The organism is Roseofilum reptotaenium CS-1145, from assembly GCF_028330985.1.
GTDB classification, from domain to species: Bacteria; Cyanobacteriota; Cyanobacteriia; order Cyanobacteriales; family Desertifilaceae; genus Roseofilum; species Roseofilum reptotaenium.
In genome coordinates this window covers 70639-93956 of the sequence record NZ_JAQMUE010000098.1, presented here as the reverse complement: position 1 = coordinate 93956, position 23318 = coordinate 70639, and the positions used below count along the sequence as shown (strand labels likewise).

General features: G+C 44.8%; 12 protein-coding genes. 6 read left to right on the top strand and 6 right to left on the bottom strand.

Translation table 11 applies throughout. The annotated features are described in order from the left end of the window. Window positions 1-171: 171 nt before the first annotated feature. Both ileS and PN466_RS21975 read right to left on the bottom strand, forming a co-directional pair. The gene (ileS, locus tag PN466_RS21980) at window positions 172-3717 is read right to left on the bottom strand and encodes an isoleucine--tRNA ligase (RefSeq protein WP_271944011.1); all 3546 of its coding nucleotides are present in this window, start codon (window positions 3715-3717) and stop codon (window positions 172-174) included. A gap of 118 nt (window positions 3718-3835) precedes the next feature. Continuing rightward, window positions 3836-5377 (bottom strand): Ycf66 family protein, encoded by a 1542-nt coding sequence (locus PN466_RS21975; protein WP_271944008.1) that lies wholly within the window; start codon window positions 5375-5377, stop codon window positions 3836-3838. 172 nt (window positions 5378-5549) lie between these two features. On the opposite strand from PN466_RS21975, the gene gnd reads away from it, so the two are divergent. Both gnd and PN466_RS21965 read left to right on the top strand, forming a co-directional pair. Continuing rightward, the gene (gnd, locus tag PN466_RS21970) at window positions 5550-6968 is read left to right on the top strand and encodes a decarboxylating NADP(+)-dependent phosphogluconate dehydrogenase (protein ID WP_271944006.1); all 1419 of its coding nucleotides are present in this window, start codon (window positions 5550-5552) and stop codon (window positions 6966-6968) included. Between the two features lie 295 nt (window positions 6969-7263). Then, window positions 7264-12651, top strand: a complete 5388-nt coding sequence (locus PN466_RS21965) for a trifunctional serine/threonine-protein kinase/ATP-binding protein/sensor histidine kinase (protein ID WP_271944004.1) — start codon at window positions 7264-7266, stop codon at window positions 12649-12651. 241 nt (window positions 12652-12892) lie between these two features. On the opposite strand, the gene hisA is transcribed toward PN466_RS21965, so the two are convergent. Next, window positions 12893-13666, bottom strand: coding sequence for a 1-(5-phosphoribosyl)-5-[(5-phosphoribosylamino)methylideneamino]imidazole-4-carboxamide isomerase (gene hisA, locus PN466_RS21960; RefSeq protein WP_271944002.1), 774 nt, complete (start codon window positions 13664-13666; stop codon window positions 12893-12895). 100 nt (window positions 13667-13766) lie between these two features. Then, window positions 13767-14618: an Npun_R2479 family HD domain-containing metalloprotein gene (locus PN466_RS21955; protein ID WP_271944001.1), complete on the bottom strand. Its 852-nt coding sequence runs from the start codon at window positions 14616-14618 to the stop codon at window positions 13767-13769. A 409-nt stretch (window positions 14619-15027) separates the two neighbouring features. Between PN466_RS21955 and fbp the strand changes: the two genes are divergently transcribed. The 3 genes from fbp (at window position 15028) to opcA (ending at window position 19113) form a co-directional block, all read left to right on the top strand. Further along, the gene (fbp, locus tag PN466_RS21950; protein WP_271943998.1) at window positions 15028-16068 is read left to right on the top strand and encodes a class 1 fructose-bisphosphatase; all 1041 of its coding nucleotides are present in this window, start codon (window positions 15028-15030) and stop codon (window positions 16066-16068) included. A gap of 59 nt (window positions 16069-16127) precedes the next feature. Next, the gene (gene zwf, locus PN466_RS21945; protein ID WP_271943997.1) at window positions 16128-17657 is read left to right on the top strand and encodes a glucose-6-phosphate dehydrogenase; all 1530 of its coding nucleotides are present in this window, start codon (window positions 16128-16130) and stop codon (window positions 17655-17657) included. A 121-nt stretch (window positions 17658-17778) separates the two neighbouring features. Continuing rightward, entirely contained in the window at window positions 17779-19113 is a 1335-nt protein-coding gene (gene opcA / locus PN466_RS21940; protein WP_271943994.1) for a glucose-6-phosphate dehydrogenase assembly protein OpcA, read from the top strand. A 214-nt stretch (window positions 19114-19327) separates the two neighbouring features. Here the strand turns inward: opcA and PN466_RS21935 are convergent, their stop codons facing one another. Both PN466_RS21935 and PN466_RS21930 read right to left on the bottom strand, forming a co-directional pair. Beyond that, window positions 19328-19747, bottom strand: coding sequence for an acyl-CoA thioesterase (locus PN466_RS21935; protein ID WP_271943991.1), 420 nt, complete (start codon window positions 19745-19747; stop codon window positions 19328-19330). A 12-nt stretch (window positions 19748-19759) separates the two neighbouring features. Then, window positions 19760-20590, bottom strand: coding sequence for an ATP-grasp domain-containing protein (locus PN466_RS21930; protein ID WP_271943988.1), 831 nt, complete (start codon window positions 20588-20590; stop codon window positions 19760-19762). Window positions 20591-20892: 302 nt separating this feature from the next. Here PN466_RS21930 and pcrA point away from each other — a divergent pair, with 302 nt between their 5' ends. Then, the gene (pcrA, locus tag PN466_RS21925; protein ID WP_271943986.1) at window positions 20893-23271 is read left to right on the top strand and encodes a DNA helicase PcrA; all 2379 of its coding nucleotides are present in this window, start codon (window positions 20893-20895) and stop codon (window positions 23269-23271) included. Window positions 23272-23318: the final 47 nt, after the last annotated feature.

Sequence of the window (23318 nt, the reverse complement as noted above, 5' to 3'; positions counted from 1 at the left end):
AAATCTAGCATGTCCTGTCCTTGAGAAATGATTTCTTGGACATTTTCTATTGCCTCTTGCCTCAAACCATAACCTCACTGTCCTAATCAACTCTTTCACGGCTATATATCCAACCCATAAAAGAGGGAGAGTACAATCGATTCTCCCTCATCTCCTAGATTTAGGCGTGCCTTAAAATTCCCCATCTAGGGCAGAAACACACCGTTCGCATAAAGTAGGATGCTCGGCACTTTCGCCGACATGGGTGGAATAGTTCCAGCAGCGATCGCATTTTTCGCCCTCTGCTTTCACGACTCCAATGCCCAGATTATCGACGACTGCTTTATGCTCTAGCCCTTCTACAGCCTTGATATTGTCCACCAGTTCCACCTGAGAAGTGATGAACAGATAGCGCAATTCATCCACTCCATTACCAATGGTGACTGCTTCTGGAGTCTTGGATGGTTTTTCTACAGTGTCCTTACGGAGCGAAGTTGTGGGATCACTGACTGGAGTCGAAGTGACTTGTTCTGCAACGGGTGAACCCTCATCCATCGGTTTCGGAGGTGTTTGAGTTCCTATAAACTCTTGTACTGCGGTATTCACCTGACTCAAGAGAGCAGAGCGCTCTTGTGCATAGAACAACCGTTGACGTACAAACCAGATGGTATAGATAATACCGACCAATTCGAGTAGTAAGGAGACAATAGGTAATTTAAGCATGGTGTGAGCCGTTGTCCAGCCCACATTTAAGGTTGCTGCGCCACCGAGTAAGGTGAATAGGGTTAAAAAGGCGCGGGGGTAATCTTTTACCCATTGCCGCCATTGATTCCACCATTGGATAGCAAGTTGCAGGAATTCGCCCAACGATCCCTCTGCTGGAGGGGTGGCAGAGGAAGCATCCGATCCGACAGGTTCTGTAGGGGCAGGTTGATGAAAGGTTTGGTCTTCCAAGCTAGATCTTGGTGAACCTTCCCCTAGCGCGCTCTCTGGGATTTCTGCCACCGGTTGCGGTTGGGGTTTGAGGGCGACGGATAATTGAGGATTAAAGGCTTCTAAGTCTTCCTTGATCTTGGCATCCGACACATAGAGCAAGACTTTAGCTTCTAGAGCCGAGCCGATCGCCTTGGCATTCCGTGCCCCTTCTAACACCTTATTAACTTCTGTACGAATTTGACGCAGTTTTGTCCATTTTTCGGCTAATGGAGGATTGTGCCAATAGGGTTCCGTCACCAACCATCCAGACTGGAATACGGACTCATGGGACGTTTTGTAGGGTAGATTTTGCCAGATGTCTTCTGCCATGTGGGAGAGTACCGGAGCGATCGCCCGTGCTAGATTTTCGATAGAGATCGCCAATACCGTCTGGCAACTGCGGCGACGTTTGCCATTTTCGGCACTGATATAGAGCCGATCTTTAGCAATATCCAGATAGAAGTTGGACAAGTCCACTACGCAGAAATTCTGCACCGTTTGGAAGAAGCGGAAAAACTGATAACTTTCAAACGCTTCAGTGACTTGGGCGAACACTTCCCCCATGCGATGCAACATATACTGGTCTAATTCTGGCATTTCCTCATAGGGGACGCGATCGCGCTCTGGATCGAAATCATATAAATTCCCCAACAGGAACCGGGAGGTATTACGAATCTTGCGATAGACATCCGCCAACTGTTTCAGAATTGTTTTACCAATGGGGACATCGGAAGAATAGTCCACCGAGGACACCCACAGACGCAGCACATCCGCTCCATAGGGAGGAGCCTCCTTCTTATTCTTACCGCCGTTAATAATGTCGAACGGATCGACCACATTCCCCAGAGACTTACTCATTTTCCGTCCCTGTTCATCCAAAGCAAACCCATGGGTGAGAACACTTTTATAGGGAGCCATTCCCTGAGTTGCCACACTGGTGAGCAAACTGGACTGGAACCAGCCCCGGTGTTGATCGGAGCCTTCCAAATACAAATCCACGGGATACTTCAACTCTTGCCGTGCCGCTGCCACACCTGCCCAGGAACAGCCAGAGTCAAACCACACATCCATGGTATCCATGCCTTTGCGATAGTTCTTCGCCTCTTTCTGGTATTTGGGCGGTAATAACTCTTCTACGGAAAGAGTCCACCAGGCATCGGAACCCTGCTCGCGGATAATATCCTTCACATGAGCGATCGTTTCTTCCGTTAACAGAGCTTCTCTGGTTTCCTGATGGTAGAACACGGGAATGGGCAATCCCCAACTCCGCTGTCTGGAAATACACCAGTCCGATCTCTCTTGCACCATGGATGTAATCCGGTTTTCGCCAGAAGACGGAATCCATTTCACCGACGCGATCGCCTCTAAAGCCGTTTCCCGGAACTTATCCACCGACGCAAACCATTGCTCAGTTGCCCGGAAAATCGTTGGTTTTTTGGTGCGCCAATCGTAAGGATACTTATGTACATAGGGCGATTGTTTGATTAATGCACCCGCTTCAGTCAGCGCTTCAATAATCGCTGGATTCGCATCCTTTAGCACATTTAATCCCGCAAACTTACCCGCCAATTGGGTCAAATCACCCGCGTCATTCACTGGCGACAACACTGGCAAACCATAGCGCTGACCGACAATAAAGTCATCTTGACCATGGCCGGGAGCTGTATGAACTAAGCCTGTTCCAGACTCCGTCGTCACATAATCGCCACCCATCACAACCGGTGACTCGCGATTAAACAAAGGATGTTGATAGGTGCAATGCTCCAAATCTTTCCCTTTCACCGTTGCCTTCAGCGTCAGTTTAATCTCTAGTTCTTCACAGAGGCGGGCGATCGCCCCTTCTGCCACCAAAATATACTTCGGCAGCGTCCCCTTACCCGTAGATTCCGGTTCTGCATCACTCCCTTTCCCAAACCCCTTACTCCGAGTCTTGCTCGTTGGAGCTTCACCCCAAGGCGTTTCTACTACCGCATAGGTCAACCCTGGATTCACCGCTACTGCCAAATTTCCGGGAATTGTCCAAGGTGTCGTTGTCCAAATCGCTACCCCCAGATCCGGCATAAACGGATTGAGTTCCGAAAACACCCCATCATTCAGATGCACCATCCGGAACGCCCCATAAATACTATCGGACGTATGCCCCTCTGGATACTCCAACTCTGCCTCAGCCAGAGCTGTGCGAGAACTCGGACTCCAATGTACCGGTTTGAGACCTCGATAAATATAGCCCTTGAGTACCATTTGCCCAAACACCTCAATTTGGGCCGCCTCATATTCGGGAGTCAACGTTAAATAAGGATTCTCCCAATTCCCCCAAACCCCGTAGCGTTTAAAACTTTCCCGTTGTTCATCAACCGTTTTTTGGGCAAACTCAGCCGCTTTTTGCCGTAATGTAATAGGAGTCAACTGCTTGCGCTCCTCCCCTTTCATCGCTTGAAGCACCTTCAGTTCAATGGGCAGCCCATGACAGTCCCACCCCGGTACATACCGGACTTTATGGCCTTGTAGCAACTTGTATTTATTAATAATATCCTTCAGGATTTTATTCAAAGCATGGCCCATATGCAGAGAACCATTAGCGTAGGGCGGCCCATCATGGAGAATAAACACATCCCCTGGATTCTCCTGGGAAAGCTTTTCATAAATCTGATGTTCTGCCCAAAATTTTTGCAGTTCAGGTTCTTTTTTCGGTGCATTTGCCCGCATATCAAAGCCAGTTTGGGGCAAATGGACGGTAGTTTTATAGTCTTTTGCTGCTGTCACGGTGCTATTGGGAAGGGTTAGGGACAAAAGGGTTCTGAGTCTGTAGTCAGATTTTAACAGGGAAGTTTATCGAGTTTGCACTACAATAGTGTTCCCCGAATTAAAAGTTTATCAGCCGTTATCTGCGTTTTTTACGTCTTGAAGACCGAGAATGAGAGGGTTTGCTCTCCTGAGAGTCTGTCGATTCAGGTTCGGTCTCTTCATTGTTTTCTGACACTGCTTCAGTTTCCGCTTCTATAGAGGACTCCACTCCCTCTTCTTTCGTCTCCTCAGAAGACTCTGAAACAGTCTCCGGCAAGTCCGAACCTGAAGGAGGTGGAATTTCGTCATTTTCCGGTTCAGAAAGCTCTTCTGAGGGAATTTCCTCGTCTGGCACGGTCTCCGGTTCAGCAGGTGCAACGGATGCGTCAGTCTCTTCTGTGGGCTGTTTTTCTGGTGCTTGCGCTTCTTCTGGGCTGGGAGGTTCTGGGGTTTCCGGTGCTTCAGCAACGGGTTCCTCTGCACTTTCGGCTTCGGGAGGTTCTGGCGCTTCAGCGACGGGTTCCTCTGCACTTTCGGCTTCGGGAGGTTCTGGCGCTTCAGCGACGGGTTCCTCTGCACTTTCGGCTTCTGGCGTTTCTGGCGCTTCAGCGACGGGTTCCTCTACACTTTCGGCTTCGGGAGGTTCTGGCACTTCAGCGATAGTTTCCTCTACACTTTCGGCTTCTGGCGTTTCTGGCGCTTCAGCGACGGGTTCCTCTACACTTTCGGCTTCTGAGGCTTCTGGCATTGGCGTTGATAACTCTGGCTCTTCTTCAGCCCAAGTTTCTGCATCTGAAGAAGACATTTCCGAAGGCTTCGACTTTTGGAATCGACTTTTGAGACTATCAAAGAAACCGAATAACCCCGATAGAGTTTTCGATTTCGGTTGTGGAGGAGTCGGAGATGATGAAGGAACGGGCGTTGGTGGAACAACGGGTTCAGAGAATTCCTCAAATTCATCAGGCTCAGGCTCCGACTCTATCGTACTCTCATCCGGAGCATCTGGGGCGATCGCCCCTTGATCCTCGATTTCCTCAATTGTTTCTATCTCCCCTATCTCTTCATCTTTCGATTCAGCTCCCCCTTGCACCACCTCTGGTTCTGGCTGAGATTCAGGTTCAGGCGAAACCGGTAATTCGGCAGGTTCTGGCTCCGAAACGGGCAATTCCTCCACACTCAGTTCTGGTTCACTCACCGTTTCGGAGCCTCCTACAGAAATAGGAGTCTCTGGAGACGTTTCTTCTTCAGTAACAGGAGTTTCCGGTTCTGGTGTTTCAGGGGTAGGGACAGCAACCTCTGGAGCAGGAGACCTCTTCAAGAAACGATTTAAAGCGCCTAAGCCATTCTGCTTTAACTGTTCCCCCTCCACAGGAGTTTGTTGACCAGCAGGGGTTAATTGGCGACGTAAGGTTAAAGTTTCCCAACCTAGATACAACAACAGGGGAACAGCAGCCATTTGGCCGAGCATCACCGCACCCGTAAACCGTCCGGCACAAAACCATAGGGTTAGAGCATAGAGAAAGCCTAACCCACTCCAGATAAAATCACTTTTACGCCGATAAACCTCTGGAAAAAAGAAGAATGCCATATAAAAGGCGAAACTTCCTAAGCCAACGGCTAATGCCAGAATTCGTGCCATGTCTGCTGAACCCTCTGTTTCTAAATTCTTTGTCTACAGCCTATAGGGTCATTTTACCGTGACGGCCCAGACTTAATCTCTTCTTTACGGGACAATTTTAAAGATCGGGCTAACCTTGTAGGTAATTTGCTGTTATGGCAAGCAATTGTTGGTTACGTGAGTACATAATCTTATGACACAGCCAAGTTTTGGTCTAATTGGCCTTGCGGTTATGGGTGAAAACCTGGCCCTGAATGTGGAACGGAATGGGTTTCCGGTAACGGTTTATAACCGAACTTATGCCAAAACTGAAGAGTTTATGGCCACCAGAGCCAAGGGGAAAAATTTCTTAGCTGCCCAAACTCTGGAAGAATTTGTACAAAAACTCGATCGCCCCCGCAAAATTTTGATTATGGTGAAAGCGGGTAAACCAGTTGATGCCGTAATTGATAGCCTCAAGCCTTTACTGGATGAAGGGGATATGATTATCGATGGCGGAAACTCCCTTTATGAAGATACCGAACGCCGCACCAAAGATCTCGAAGCCTCGAAATTAGGGTTTGTAGGCATGGGAGTCAGTGGCGGTGAAGAAGGAGCACTCAATGGTCCTAGCTTAATGCCAGGGGGAACTCCAACCGCTTACCAAGAGTTGGAATCCATTGTGACCAAAATTGCGGCTCAAGTGGATGATGGTCCCTGTGTCACTTTTATTGGCAAAGGGGGCGCAGGTCATTATGTGAAAATGGTTCACAATGGCATTGAGTATGGCGATATGCAATTAATCGCTGAAGCCTATGATTTGCTGAAAAATGCGGTAGGTTTAACCAATCCTGAACTCCATGAAGTGTTTAAGGAGTGGAATGAAACGGAGGAACTCAATTCCTTTTTAATTGAGATTACCCGGGATATCTTTAAACAAATTGACTCGGAAACCAACCAGCATCTGATCGATCTAATTGTAGATGCAGCCGGTCAAAAAGGAACGGGACGGTGGACTGTCGTCACTTCTTTAGAGTTGGGGGTGAGTATTCCCACAATTACCGCAGCCGTGAATGCCCGCATTATGTCTTCTTATAAGGAAGAACGGGTAGCTGCGTCTCAGGAATTAACCGGGCCAAGTGGTCAGTACGATGGAGATCTCAAAGCATTTATTCCTAAAATTCGAGATGCTCTCTATTGCTCTAAAATTTGTTCCTATGCTCAAGGGATGGCTCTACTGAGTAAGGCTTCTCAAGAGTTTGGCTATGAGTTGAATCTGAGCGAAATTTCCCGTATTTGGAAAGGCGGGTGTATTATTCGCGCGGGCTTCTTGGATAAGATTAAGGTGGCATTTAAGGATAATCCTAGTTTGCCCAATTTGTTGCTTGCTCCTGAGTTCAAGCAAACTATTTTAGACCGTCAGCAAGCTTGGCGGGAAGTGTTGGGTCTGGCTTGTCAGTTGGGGATTCCAGTACCAGCATTTAGTGCGTCTTTGGATTACTTTGATAGTTATCGTCGTGCGACTTTACCCCAGAATTTGACTCAAGCACAACGGGATTTCTTTGGCGCTCATACTTATGAGCGGATTGACCGTCCGAGAGGAGAGTTTTTCCATAGTCAGTGGATGAGCTAGAACCCTCTTGTAGGGGCGAACGGCCGTTTGTCCCTACATCATGTCTAAATTTATGAATGGTTCAAGGAAAGAGCAAAACCAGCCATTCCCTATTCCCTATTCCCTCCCTCTTACCAACCAACTTTACAAGCTTAACGGGTAACTCATTCCTATTACCAGCGTGCAGGACTATATTTTGCTAAATTGGTGAGGTAATCTTGATCTAGAGTGGAGGCGATCGCTTCGGGTCGTCCGCTTCTTCTTTACCCAGGGTATCTTATCCGTACTTCCCCAAAGCGATTTAGAGTTTTTGATTATGATCAATCTAAGCGGCTACCAAATTCTTGCTAAGATCTACGAAAGTGACAAAACAGTAGTCTATCGGGGTTGTCAACAAAAAACGAATCTGCCCGTCATTTTGAAGGTACTCAAAGCAGATTATCCCACAGTAGAGGAGCGCAATCGATACCAGCAAGAGTTTCAACTCCTCAATCAGCTCAATCGAGAAAGTCTAGTTAAGGCTTATACTCTAGAAAGCTATCAAAACGCTTTAGTGATGGTCTTAGAGGATTTTGGAGGAGAATCCTTAAAACAGTTATTAGCGTCTCAGAAATTTACGCTTTTAGGATTTCTCAACTTAGCCATTCGGATTGTCAAAAGCTTAGGCGATTTACATCAAGCGAGTATTATTCATAAAGATATCAATCCAGGCAATATTATCTTTAATCCCGCCACAGGAGAAGTCAAACTGGTCGATTTAAGTATATCTGTCACCTTTAATCGAGAATCTTCATCATCCGGTCATGCTCCGACGATTGAAGGAACCTTAGCCTATATGTCTCCTGAGCAAACCGGAAGACTCAATCGGAGCTTAGACTATCGCACAGATTTCTATTCATTGGGAGCCACCTTTTATGAGTTGCTCACCCACAAGCTTCCCTTTGAAAGCAAGGAAACAATGGAACTCATCCATTGTCACATTGCCAAGCAACCCATTGCTCCCCATATCGTTAATGCTGAAATTCCCCAAGTTGTCTCTGACTTAGTGCTGAAGCTATTAGCCAAAAATGCAGAAGAGCGCTATCAAAGCAGTTGGGGATTACTCGCAGATTTAGAACAATGTTTAGTCAATCTGAAAGATAATGACCAGATCGATCCATTTCCCTTAGGGGAACAAGATATTTCGGATACATTTAAAATCCCAGAAAAACTCTATGGACGAGATAAGGAAGTCGATACGTTGTTAGCCGCTTTTGAGCGAGTCGCTGATGGTCATAAAGAATTTATGCTCATTAGTGGATATTCCGGAATCGGTAAATCTGCTTTAGTTCAAGAAATCTATAATCCTATTACCCATAGAAATGGCTATTTTATCTTAGGTAAATTCGATCAGTTCCAACGGAGTATTCCTTATTTTGCTATTGTAAAAGCGTTTTCTGAGTTAGTCAATTTATTGCTGACTGAAAGTGAAGAGAACTTAAGACAATGGAAAAAAAAGCTATTAGAAGCCTTTGGCCCGAATGGTCAAATCATTATTGATGTGATTCCGGAAGTAGAATATATTGTTGGCCCCCAACCTGCCGTTATAGAGCTAGGGCCAACAGAATCTCAAAATCGGTTTAATTTGGTTTTTCAAAATTTTATTCGTATTTTTTGCCGCCCCGAACATCCATTAGTGATCTTTTTAGATGATTTACAATGGGCTGATTCTGCAACTCTGAAATTGATTGAACTTATGCTAACGGAAGCAGATGTTCAGTATTTTTTCTTAATTGGAGCTTATCGAGATAATGAAGTGAGTCCTAGTCATCCACTGATGATGGTGGTTGACTCCCTGCGGATTCAGTCTGTGATTATTAATCATATCCATTTGGAAAATCTGAAGCTCAATCAAATTAGCCAATTGATTTCTGAGACTTTACATCAAGGGCAACGATTCGTGAAGCCTTTGGCAGAACTGGTTCAAAATAAAACCGCAGGAAATCCATTTTTTGTGAATGAATTTCTCAAGACCCTGTACCAGGAAAACCTACTAACGTTTGTACCGCCTCAACCTGATATTATGGGTGGATGGTCTTGGGATTTAGAAGAAATTGAGTCCATGAGTATTACGGAAAATGTAGTGGATTTAATGATTGGTAAGTTGCGAAAACTGCCAGAAGAAACGCAAGAAGTTTTACGGTTATCGGCTTGTTTAGGGAATCAGTTTGATTTAAATACTCTGTCTTTAATTTATGAAAAAGAATCCTCTGGAACCTTTCAAGATCTCTTGCCTGCAATTCAAGAAAAAATGATTCGCCCCAATTCTGGGAAAGAATTGGTCGATCTGGATTTAGTTACGGCTCCGTTATTGATCTTAAATTATAAATTTTCCCATGACCGAGTACAGCAAGCAGCCTATGCTCTAATTGATGAGTCAAATAAAAAGTCGGTTCATCTGGAAATTGGCAGGATGCTATTGGAAAGAACACCGATTGAATATCGTAGTGAACGAATTTTTGAATTGGTCGATCACATGAATGTTGGTCGATCTTTGATAACAGAACAGAATGAAATCTTGGAATTAGCTCACCTAAATTTGGAGGCAGGAAAACGCGCTAAAGATGCCACTGCTTTTGTGGCAGCTCTTCAATATTTAAAAGAGGCAATGAGTTATCTGCCAGAAAATATTTGGGATCTCGATCATGAGTTTGCATTTTCCCTGTATAGAGAGCGGGCAGATGTGGAATATTTGAATGGAAACTTTGCTGAATCAGAAGCTTTGATTGCTGAGGTTTTATCTCAGATTGATTCGGATTTTGAGAAAGCTGAGATTTATAATATTCTGTTAATTCAAAACACTTTGAGAGGGCAGTATCAAAAGGCGGTGGACATTGGGCGTACTGCCCTAGATATATTAGGGATTAGTTTGCCAACAGAAGATTTAGATAGCATAATTCCCCAGGAATTAGATAAGGCGGGTAAAGCTTTAGGAAATCGCCCCATTTTATCATTGCTGGATCAACCCAAAATGGAGAATTCCCTCAGCGAAATCAAAGTGAAGTTATTGCATAATTTAGCGCCCCCGGCTTATATGCTCAATATCCAGTTGTGGACGCTGATTATTCTGAAGGGGGCAACGTTGGTTTTGGAGGAAGGATATGCTCCAGAAGTGGCGTTCTTTTTGCCCACCTATGGCATTTTATTGGTGAATATTTTTGGACAGTACCGAAATGCCTATGATCTGGGAAGGGTGGCTTATAAACTTAATCAAAAGTGGGGACATCCAACCTATAAGGCGGGTATTTGTTTAATTAGCACTTTGAATTATTGGTTTAATCCCATGAAAGATTCAACATGGCTAGGAAATGAGGCGTATCAATCGGCTCTAGATTCGGGAGATTTGCTCTATGCGGGTTATGTGCTGAATAATCAATCGGTTAATTTCTTTGTCCAAGGAAAACCGATTGAACAGATTTTAGAAGAGATTCTTAAATATTTACCGTTTGCTCAGAAAACGGAGAATCAATTGGTAACTTATGTTTTACTGGGTTTACAGTTGGTTCTGTTGAATTTAGACGATCAAACGAATGAGCCATTAAATTTTGATGGGCCAAGTTTAACTGAAGCGGAATATGTTGAGCTTTGTCAGCAAAATCAGAATATTTTTGCTCTGTGTATTTATCAGATTTTCAAAATGCAAACGTTATATTTGTATGGGAATCTAGAGGCCGCATTAGCCCTAAGTGAGACGATCGCGGATAAGCTCCAGTTCATACTGGGGACTGCACCTGTACCTGAGTATAATTTCTACACCTCTTTGATCTGTCTATCCGCTTATGGGATGACAGAAGAGACTCAAAGAGAAGTCTTATTAGACAAGGTTAGAGCGAATCAAAGTCAATTAAAGATTTGGTCTGAAAACTGTGTAGCCAATTTCTTGCCTAAGTATTTACTGGTAGAAGCAGAATTAGCTCGTGTACAAAATAAACTGGAATTAGCGATTGATTTCTACGATCGCGCGATCGCCGTAGCCACAGAACATGACTTGATTTCTGTTCAGGCGATCGCCAATGAACGGGCGGCTGATTTTTGGCTGCAAAAACAGAAACTTTCCTATGCTCTAGTCCATTTGCGAGAGGCTTACTATCATTACGAGAAATGGGGAATAAAGCGCAAAGTTGCATCTCTGAAATTAGCCCATCCCCAATTAGAGGCTAAATTTAACCAACTAACCGATAAATTGGATGTGAATACCACAATTCATACCTCTACCAATTCGATTTCCAATAGTCTGGATTTAAATACAGTTCTCAAAGCGTCTCAAGCCATTTCTAGTGAAATTGTTTTCGATAAGCTCTTGGGGACTTTAATGAAAAGCTTGATTGAAAATGCCGGAGCACAATCGGGATTTTTATTGCTTCCTAAAGAGGGGAAGTTACTGATTTCCGCCTCTGCTTTTGTAGATGAGGAAGCGATTATTAACGAGGAATCAACAGCCGTTGAAACCAGTGAGGAATTACCCATTACAGTCATTAACTATGTGGAACGCTCTCTCTCCGATGTGGTCTTAAGCCATGCCTGTCGAAATGGACAATTTACTAACGACCCTTACATTATTAAACGTCAGGTTAAATCGCTCCTGTGTATCCCCATCGTTAACCAAGGACAACTGATTAGTATCCTGTATTTAGAAAACAACCTAACGACTGATGCCTTCACTGCCGATCGCATTGAAGTACTGCAAGTCTTATCCTCTCAAGCAGCAATCGCCCTGGATAACGCCCTCCTCTATGCATCTGTTGAGCAAAAAGTACAAGAGCGCACCCAAGAATTAAACCAGAAAAATCAAGATTTATCCCAAACACTAGAAGAGCTAAAACGAACTCAAACCCAACTGATCCAAACGGAAAAAATGTCCGGTTTAGGTCAAATGGTGGCTGGAGTAGCCCATGAAATTAATAATCCCGTTAGTTTTATCTATGGTAACCTAGCCCCTGCGACAGAATATGTTGACGCTTTACTGGATCTGATCGATCTCTATCAAACCCATTACCCTAAACCAGATGAAGAAATTGAAGATATGATTGAGGATATCGATCTCGACTTTATGAGTGAAGATTTGAAGAATCTCCTCAATTCTATGCAGGTGGGAGCCGAACGTATCCGTAAAATCATCCTTTCTCTACGAAACTTCTCCCGACTGGATGAAGCGGATAAAAAACCAGTTAATCTTCATGATGGATTAGATAGTACCCTGTTGATTTTGCAAAATCGTTTCAAAGAGTCGGGGAATGAGAAAGAAATTAAAATTCTTAAAGAGTATGGCAATTTACCCCAGGTCAATTGCTACGCCTCCCAACTGAATCAAGTGTTCATGAATTTATTAACCAATGCGTGTGATGCAATGCAAGATCAGCGCAGTACTGAACTTTCCAAAGATCAACAACCCTCGATTACAGTCCGGACTCACGTAACAGATCGCCAATCTGTGGAAGTCATTATCGCTGATAATGGCCCAGGGATGAGTGAGGAAACGATCCAAAAAATCTTTAATCCTTTCTATACGACTAAACCCGTTGGCTCTGGAACCGGTTTAGGGTTATCTATCAGTTATCAAATTGTGGTGGAAAAACATAGCGGCAATCTCAGTTGTGTTTCTGAACCGGGAGAGGGAGCTAAGTTTATCGTGGAAATTCCCTTACGTCCCGTAGAAGAGGAATAAATAGGGAATAGGGAATACAGTGCTTTGCGCTGTTATTAGAGTACAGTGTAACCGTCTCGTGTATGAATCAATGACTACAGCACTTTGTGCTGTTATGGGGTACGATCGCCTAAATTTTTCCTTTGAGAGCATTCCTATAAAATGCCTTGAAAATGGGAACTATAGCAGTGGTAAGGATAGTCAGGACATTTTCTATTCCCTATTCCCTAGCGCAAAGCGCTATAAGAGCTGAACAAATCCACTACGCCATCGCTGACGAATCAAAATCCGGGGGAACATCCTGTAAACGACCCGGCCCGATCGCCTGTAGCGCTTCTTTTAACACCACATCCCCCGTATAGAGCGCCTTACCCACAATCACTCCAGTTACCCCCAAACGCTCTAGGGACAACAAACTGAGTAAATCCGTAACGCTACTGACTCCACCAGAGGCAATTACCGGTACATCCACCGCTTCGGCAACTTCTCGCAAGGCTGAAATATTGGGGCCCTTCAGGGTTCCATCCCGATGAATATCAGTATAAATAATCCCATAAACCCCCATCTGAGCGCACTGTTGGGCCAATTCAATCCCAGAAATTTTGGAGGTTTCCAACCATCCCCGCGTCGCCACCTTACCATCGCGGGCATCAATACCCACCATAATTTGCCCTGGAAACTCCTGACAGAGCTGTTGGACAAGTTCGGGATTTTCCACTGCCACCGTCCCTAGAATCGCCTGTTGGACACCGGTAGAGAGCAAATTTGCCCCTCCTGCATAGTCGCGCAAGCCTCCCCCCACTTGTACCGGAATGGGGATGGATTGGGCGATCGCCCGAATCACCTCTAAATTCACCGACTGTCCTGACTTTGCGCCATCGAGATCCACCACATGCAAGCGCGTCGCTCCTTGAGCAACCCATTGTTGGGCGATCGCCACCGGGTCTTCATCAAACACCTGACTTTGCTCATAATCTCCCTGATACAAGCGCACACAATTCCCCTGGAGCAAATCAATCGCTGGAATCACATCCATAACCCGTATTCTCCTAACACCTTAAATCCCCTCTATCCTACCCCAACAAGTAGGGGCGAAAAACTTTTTGCCCCTACTACCTACTGCCTCTTGCCTTTCCTCAAACAAAGCGATCCGTTTGCGCCTCATGTTCAACTCGAAAAACATTCGCATACAAATTTGCAATCACCTGCTTTCCTTCCTGAGTCAACTTCAAATGATTCAACGAAGGCTGAATATAATGAGAAACCACATTCCAGAAAAACGCCGGATAATTATTCCGTAAATCCCCAGGATTTTCATACCCTAACTGTTTATTCGCCCCATTTTCCTCAAACTCATAAAACAGAGCCGGAATCTTCTGTAAATACTGCGGATCGCTCAACTGCCCAATCAAATCCGCCCCTCGAATCAAACCCGGATAATTCATCGTATCCGCATGATCATCATCCTTAGGAACCGGAAAACGAGTTAACTCAATATTGCGCTTAATTTCCTCTGCATCAATTAATTTATGACCTCCAAAGCGCTCCTCAATAAACCGCTTACCCCGGTCTACATGATAAGGCGTAAGTGCCGCATCCGTTGCCCCGGGAAGTAACTCAACCATACTGTTGTCAATCCCCGAATCATATAAGCGATCTGAATGCTTATCATCACGACAAACCCCCTTAATATACCCAATATCATGACAGAGCAAAGAAATCATAAAATGAAGCCAATCTTCTGCCGAAACTCCACCCTCACGAATATGTTTTCCACGAAGAATTTCTTGCCCCACCAACGTCACAAAAATCGTATGTTCCACATTATGATAAAGGGCATCACTATTGGCGATATTCTCTAGGGCCATACTCCCAGCCCAAACGATAATATCCGCATAATCCGGTTTATAGCCACCATACGTTCGGCGATAACCATCCCGGATCTTCACCAAAAATTCATTAATGACAACAGAAGTCAAATTTAACATTAGAGTCTTTGAGGAGGTGCCTTCATCTGGTGTTGGATCTTCTTAATTATAAATTATAAAGGATAACTTCAAATACCGGTGAGAGCGTTTTCAACTCCATCAACTCCCCGCCCCCTCATCTTCCCTTCTTAGAGATCGGGACACGATTAAGCTTTTGAGTCTAGAATTGATCGTCTTTTTTAATCCTCAATTCTCCCAATCTTTACCCCAAAGTTTACACCGACTTCCCTCGGACAACCCTCCCTAGAGTTGATTAGCTCTCCAGCTTCTGGAGCCGTCATTTCTATAGTTCACCTTAAGCTTAGAGCCATTGCGTAACCCCATTCCTTAACATGATCAACAAGCCCATCTCAATCCATTAAGACCCTTGCGGTCACCCCTGTCCGTTGCTCTAGGAGGAACCTAATCCATGGCTGATGCCCATGTCGAAGTTGCCCAAGAACATGCCCTTGACCGGGATTGTACAACCCTATCTCGTCATGTTCTCCAACAACTGCAAAGCTTTTCCCCAGATGCTCAAGACCTCAGTGCGATTATGAATCGCATTGCCCTAGCCGGAAAACTCATTTCCCGTCGCCTGTCCAGAGCTGGACTGATGGAGAACGTTTTAGGCTTTACTGGAGAGACCAACATCCAAGGTGAATCAGTCAAAAAAATGGATGTCTACGCCAATGACGTATTCATCAGTGTCTTCAAACAAAGTGGCCTCGTCTGTCGCCTCGCCTCTGAGGAAATGGAAGAGCCATACTACATCCCCGAAAACTGTCCCATCGGTCGCCAAACCCTGATTTACGACCCTATCGATGGCTCATCGAATGTGGATACTAACCTCAACGTCGGCTCTATCTTCTCCATCCGCAAACAAGAAGGCATGGACTTAGATTTGAGCGCCTCCGACCTGCTCCAAAATGGACACAAACAAATTGCTGCTGGCTACATCCTCTATGGCCCTAGTACTATGCTGGTCTATTCTGTGGGCAACGGAGTCCATTCTTTCAATCTAGACCCCAGCTTAGGAGAATTCATCCTCAGCCGAGAAAATATCCAAATCCCCAGCCATGGAGCAATCTACAGCGTCAATGAAGGAAATTTTTGGCAATGGGACGAATCCATCCGCGAGTATGTGCGTTATGTTCACCGCCACGAAGGATACACCGCCCGCTATGGTGGAGCCTTAGTGGGTGATTTTCACCGCATTTTATTCCAGGGAGGGGTCTTTTTGTATCCTGGCACGCTGAAAAAACCAGAGGGTAAACTACGATTACTGTATGAATCAGCGCCCTTAGGTTTTCTTGCCCAACAAGCAGGAGGCCGGGCAAGTACAGGTACTCAAGATATCTTGGAAGTGATCCCCAAAGAGCTACACGCCAGAACGCCTCTGATTATTGGCTCTCCAGAAAATGTGGCTTTGGCCGAATCTTTCCTGAAGAATGCCTCAGAGAGCAAATAACCCCACACCAACCTTTTGTAGATCTAGACTTACACCCAACTATTGCTAGTTAATTCTCTATGGTTACACTCACAGAAAATCCTCTGCGCGTTGGACTGCAACAAGACCGCATTCCTGAACCCCAGATTTTAATTATTTTTGGTGCATCTGGAGACCTCACCCAACGCAAATTAGTCCCGGCGCTCTACCAAATGAAATTGGAGAGACGACTACCCCCAGAATTAACCATTGTGGGGGTTGCTCGTCGTCAGTGGAGCCATGACTTTTTTCGGGAACATATGCGCGAAGGCGTGGAAGAATTTGGAGGGGGACTTCAGTCTGAGCAATTGTGGAAAGAGTTTGCTGAAGGTCTATTTTACTGCCCTGGAGATATTGACAATCCGGAAAGTTATCAAAAACTCAAAAGCTTTCTAGCGGAATTAGATACAAAACGAGGAACTCGTGGTAACCGGGTCTTTTATCTGTCCGTTGCCCCTCGGTTCTTTGGAGAAGCAACCCAACAGTTGGGCAATGCGGGGATGTTAGACGATCCCACTAAGCAACGGTTGGTCATTGAAAAACCGTTTGGCCGAGATTTGGGTAGCGCTCGGACGTTGAATCGGGTGGTGACTCAAGTCTGTGATGAAAAGCAGGTGTACCGTATTGACCATTATTTGGGTAAGGAAACGGTACAAAATCTGTTGGTGTTTCGGTTTGCTAATGCTATTTTTGAACCCTTGTGGAATCGCCAGTTTATCGACCATGTGCAAATTACAGTGGCGGAAATGGTGGGTTTGGAAGGACGGGCGGGTTATTATGAAACGTCTGGGGCGCTCCGGGATATGGTGCAGAACCATTTGATGCAGTTGTTTTCGTTGACGGCGATGGAACCGCCGAATTCTTTGGATGCTGATAGTATTCGTAATGAGAAGGTAAAGGTGGTGCAGGCGACCCATTTGGCGGATTTGAGCAATTTGGATCGATGTGCGGTTCGGGGTCAATATACGTCGGGCTGGAGTAAGGGTAAGCAGGTTCCGGGATACCGAGATGAGGAGGGTGCGAGTCCGGAGTCGGTTACGCCGACCTATGCGGCGCTGAAGTTGAATATTGATAATTGGCGCTGGAAGGGGGTTCCGTTCTATTTGAGGACGGGGAAACGGATGCCGAAAAAGGTTTCGGAGATTGCGATTCAGTTTAAGGAAGTGCCGTATTTGATGTTCCAGTCGGCGGCGAAACAGGCGAACCCGAATGTGCTGGCGATGCGAATTCAGCCGAATGAGGGGATTTCGATGCGGTTTGAGGTGAAAACGCCAGGGAGTTCTTTGCGGACGCGATCGGTTGATATGGATTTTCGCTACGATCGCGCCTTCGGTCAAGCGAATACGGATGCCTATAGCCGGTTGTTGATTGATTGTATGTTAGGCGACCAAACTCTGTTTACCCGTGGGGATGAGGTGGAAGCCTCTTGGCAAGTATTAACCCCAGTGTTGGATGTTTGGGATGCCCCTGCTCCTCCAGAGGTGATTCCTCTCTATGAGGCGGGAACCTGGGAACCGGTTGAGGCAGAGTTGTTACTGAATCGAGATGGTCGCCGCTGGCGGAGGCTTTGACGCGGGGAGAGGGGGACACGGAGACGCGGAGACACGGAGAAATTCCCTATTCCCTATTCCCTATTCCCTATTCCCTATTCCCTATTCCCTATTCCCTATTCCCTATTACTCATTACTCGTCATGACTACTACTCCTATTGTTGCATTACAAAAGCCGAAGGATATCTCTTTAGGTGAGATTGAGGCGGAACTGAATAAGATTTGGTTGAGCCAAAATACGGGCAAGGCTAGCCCAGTGGCCACGCGAGCGGCGACGTTTAGTATGGTGATTTATGAGCCGGAAGAATTCCAACAGTTGTTGGCTGGTTTGGGCTTCTATAGTGGCTGCATTGATGGTATTAATGGCCCGATGATGAAGGAGGCGGTTCGTGAGGCTCAGATGAGTTATGGTCTGAGGATTACGGGACGCATTGATGGGCAGACGCTGCACGGTTTGCGGGAGAATTATGGGAAGATCTCGCCTTCCCAAGTTGCTGATATTAGTAATGTAGATTTGAGGGGATCGAGTGTCAGTGAGGCGATCGCCTCCCAAAATCCTTGTAGAGTGATTACCCTTTGTCCTGTTTTAGGCGAAGATCGAGGGGTAAGCGCCCAAGTTTCTGCCTATTGTCCCATTCAAAAAAGCAGTAGCAACAGCACCCTCATCTGTTGTGAATACATTACTCTGCGAGGGACAAAGGAAGCCCTAGAGCGAGTCAAAGACCTAATTTCTTCCCTATTAATCCCCGATTTACCCAAGTTTGTTTGGTGGAAAGCCACTCCCAATCCCGAACAATTATTGTTTCAACATTTAGCTCAACAAGCCAATTGTATTGTCGTCGATTCCTGCTATTTTAGTGACCCGGATTCGGAACTTCTGAAAATTCACGATCTTATTGAGTCAGAAACCTATATTGCCGATCTCAATTGGCATCGCTTGTATCCCTGGCAAGAATTAACTGCCGCCACCTTCGATCCCCCAGAACGTCGAGATTCCCTAGGCGATATTGATCAGGTCACAATTGACTATGAAAAAGGCAATGATGCTCAAGCCTTTATGTTTTTGGGATGGTTAGCCAGTCGTCTCGGTTGGCAACCGATTGGTTATCAGGATGAAGGGGGAGATTATGATATTAAACGGATTGAATTTTCTGGCCCCGAAAATAAAACAATTCAGGCTGAATTAGCTGGCATTCCGACTGCGGACTGGGGAGAAATTCCAGGGGATTTAGTCGGGGTTTTGCTGAATTCGAGCAATCCTGAGGCTAATTGTTGTACGATTTTATGTTCAGAAACCACCGGATGTATGCGGATGGAAGCAGGAGGAAGTGCCAGTAATAGTCGCACTGAACAGGTGACTGCGGTTTCCGATCAAAAGGCAGAAGAAATGATGAGTCAACAGCTACAACGCTGGGGACGAGATGTTTTATACGAGGAAAGTTTGGCTGTAACTGCCCAGATTCTGAAGTTGCGATAAGCTATAGCGCTACGCGCTAGGGAATAGGTTATGGGGGCTAGGTTTCAGTATTGAGCTGGAGTTCTATAGCAGAGAAAGGGAGAGTTAGGACATTTTCTATTGCGATTCGTGCCTATTGCCTTAAACCATAACCTCACTGTCCTAATCACCTCTTTCACTGCTATAGAAGTTGAAAAACATGGCTTAATTCTCCTCCCCACCCTACCCACTAAAATCATCTTTGCAGTGATTCGTTAGACCATTGATGAAGCCAGTTCAGCAAAACTTTTGGTAGAGGTTGCTTGGTGCGCTGGTGAGCATCGATACAGATATGACGAGTCATGGCTTTAGCCGCAAGAAGATCTCCTAGTTTAATTTGATAGTTTATTTCATATTGATTGGATGATAAAAGTATCGGCACTAACTCAATATCAAAACAATCTCCACAAGTTAGAGGTCGATAAAAATCGGCTTCACTATGAATAATGGGAAAAGCTATTTTCGGCTGACAAAAGAATTCTTTTAAATCAATTCCTGCCTCATCTAAAGAGGCTTCATAGGCTTCATGACAAAACTGAAATAGATTGGCGAAATACACAACTCCAGCAGCGTCTGTTTCTGAAAAGCGAACCGTTCGAGTATAGGGTAATGGCATAATTTATGTCCTTTAATCTGACTTCATCAGAGATTTTAAAAGCTTCTCAAATACTTCTACAGCAAGCCTCTCTGGATTATCGCGAATGAAAATCTTATAATTTGGATTAGAGTTGATTTCTATTAACCATAACTGTCCAGACTTATCCACCGCAATATCAAATCCTCCATACTCAATCGGTAATCGCTCAAAGATAGGTTGAATAAACTCTTCTAGTTTGCTGATCGTATCTTCATCCGTCACATGAATGGCTTGAGCACCATCCCAATGGAGAGGACTTAAATTGCCTGTAAAGGTTGCATTTTGGATGTTTTTTTCGTAGAGTAAGACCAAAGATTGATTCAGAAAAATAGCCCGATATTCCCTCTCAATTTCAATCACTTCTTGGGCTAAGGCCATATAGTCATAATCTTTGTCATGCAGATTAAAAATAGTCTGTAAGGACTCTTCAATCTGAGCTGTTTTATCACAGAGAAATACATTGTCTCCCCCCGATCCAGTGTTTTTCTTGACAATTACCGGTAAGCTAAACGTGTCTTCAATTGCCGCAACTATTTCTGGAATACTCTTATGGATAGAATAGTTTTCATAAGTAGAAACATAGGGATCAACATAGGCAACAGTTTTCGGCATTAATACCCAATCTTTGAGCAAATGATAAGTATAGTCTTTATCTTTTACTACTTTTAGGATAGCCCCAGTTAAAATCGGAGTAAATCCATTGACAAACAAATGGGGCTTATCGAGATTAACTTGGATTACATTTTCGTTAGGATGAACGATCTCATAATCCAGGTTTAAGGAGTTACAAGCTTCCAATAAAAGACGAATATTGGTAAACATTAGGAGTGTTTAAAGAGTGAATTTGAAGCGGTAGAGAACAATCTGGATAATCTGAGACGGTCTAGATCTCCCTTCATCTCTGAATACCGCAATTGATGATAGCACAAGGTATAGATTTTGCCAATATACAGCGAAGAAACAGGCGATCGCGAACTTCACATTACTTCAAGAGAACACATCAAAACTCAACTGACTTATTACAAATAATTCACACTCTAATTTAGTTCTGATTTCCCTGGGTCACACAAGTAATGTTATAATGTCCTCTTTGATTTGCCGTAGATTCAGCCTTGTTCCAACTCATGACCCAAACTTCAGATTTTCTCAGTGTTCTCAACCCTTCGCAACGAAAGGCGGTGGAGCATCTGTGCGGCCCGATGTTGGTGGTTGCAGGTGCAGGTTCCGGGAAGACTCGTGCCCTTACCTATCGGATTGCTAATCTGATTCTACAGCATCGGGTGAATCCAGAACAGATTCTGGCGGTCACGTTTACGAATAAGGCGGCGCGGGAAATGAAGGAGCGCATTGAGAGCTTGTTTGCCCAGCAGTTAGCTCCGAGTTCTACGGGTCGAGATTGGGATGATTTGGGGGATGCCGAACAGATGCGGTTGCGATCGCGCATCTATCAAGATTATATTAAGCCCCTATGGGTGGGAACATTTCACGCGTCCTGCGCTCGAATTTTACGCTACGACATCGATAAATATCAGGATGAAGCAGGCAGAAAATGGGATAAACAGTTTTCTATCTTTGATGAATCGGATGTACAGGGACTGGTGAAAGAAATTGTCACCAAAGACTTAAATCTAGATGACAAAAAGTTTAATCACAAGTCCGTTCGTTACGCCATTAGCAATGCCAAAAATCAGGGATTATCGCCCCAAGATTTTCAGCGAGAACAACCGAATTATCGGGGACGGGTAATTTCCGAAGTTTATGAACTCTATCAAAAGCGGTTAGCTGAAAATAATGCCCTCGATTTTGATGACTTAATTTTAGTCCCGGTGAACTTGCTACGAAAAAACGAGCAAGTATTAGCCTATTGGCATAACCGCTTTCATCATATCTTAGTCGATGAATATCAAGATACAAACCGCACCCAATATGATTTAATTCGTTTGTTAGCCACGGGAGGAGTCCAAAGCCGTGACTACAAAGATTGGCAAAGTCGCTCCATTTTTGTCGTTGGAGATGCCGATCAATCGATTTATAGCTTCCGCATGGCTGACTTTACCATTTTGATGGATTTTCAACAAGATTTTGGCGATGGTTTATCAGACCAGAAAAGCGAGACCATGATTAAATTAGAAGAAAACTATCGCTCGCGAGAAAATATTCTACAAGCAGCGAATGAGTTGATTCAAAATAATAAAGAGCGAATTGATAAGGTATTACGCCCCACTCGTGATTCTGGAGTGCCAATTACTTGTTACCAAGCTGATAATGAAATTGACGAGGCGGAGTTTGTGATCCGTCAGATGCGCCAACTGGAACAAAAGTATCCGGATGTCAATTGGGGCAGCTTTTCCATTTTGTATCGTACCAATGCCCAGTCTCGTGCCTTTGAGGAAGTATTGGTAAGACAAAATATTAAATATCGGATGGTTGGGGGATTAAAGTTTTACGATCGCAAGGAAATAAAAGATGCCATTTGTTATCTCAGATTATTGATCAATCCGGCTGATACCGTCAGTTTATTACGCATTATTAATGTTCCTCGTCGTGGTATTGGCAAATCCACCTTAGATCGGCTGCTAGGTGCATCCTCAGAACTGGGGATTCCCCTATGGGAAATTATCAGTGATGAAACTTCCGTGCGTACATTAGCCGGACGCTCAACTAAAGCAGTGATGGGCTTTTATAAGCTGATTACTCGTTGGCAAGAACGTCTCGAAACGGAAAAAGCTTCTACCATTGCCCAAGGGATTTTAACCGACTCTGAATATCTCAAAGATTTAAAATATCAAGGAACTGATGAATCTGAAAACCGCTTACAAAACCTGCAAGAGTTATTTAGTGCCATTATCCAATATGAAGAAGAAACTGGCGATACCCATTTATCCAGTTATCTCAATTATGCCCCCTTACAATCGGAGTTAGATAAGCTGGAAGAAGGAGAAAATGCCGTTACCTTGATGACCCTTCATGCAGCGAAAGGCTTAGAATTTCCAATTGTGTTTTTAGTGGGATTAGAAGATGGTTTATTTCCTAATTTCCGCAGTATGGATGACCCTGCAGCCTTGGAAGAAGAGCGACGCTTATGTTATGTGGGTATTACCCGCGCTCAGGAACAATTGTTTTTAACCCATGCCCAAGAAAGACGGTTATGGGGCAACCGGGAACCGGCAACTGCCTCTCAGTTTTTAGGCGAATTACCCCGCGAGTTATTAAAGGGGACGACCCAATATCAGGCAAGAGTAACTTCCCCAAGTCCCGCACCCCAGAAAACGGTGAAAAAGCCGGTTAAGAAATCTGAAGCTAAGGTGGCAACAAAGGCTAAAACTCCTAAGGGAAAAAATAAGGGTTGGCAAGTTGGAGATCGCGTCCTTCATCGCAGTTTTGGAGTTGGACAAGTGACCCATGTTTTTGGCAAGGGAGAACAGCAATCTGTAGCGGTTCAATTTACTGGTTTAGGGCGCAAAATTCTGAATCCGAAAGTGGTTCCTTTGCAAAAGTTATAAGTTCTTGTCGTTAGAATTGCCTCTTGCCTAGCCCGTAGTCCTATATT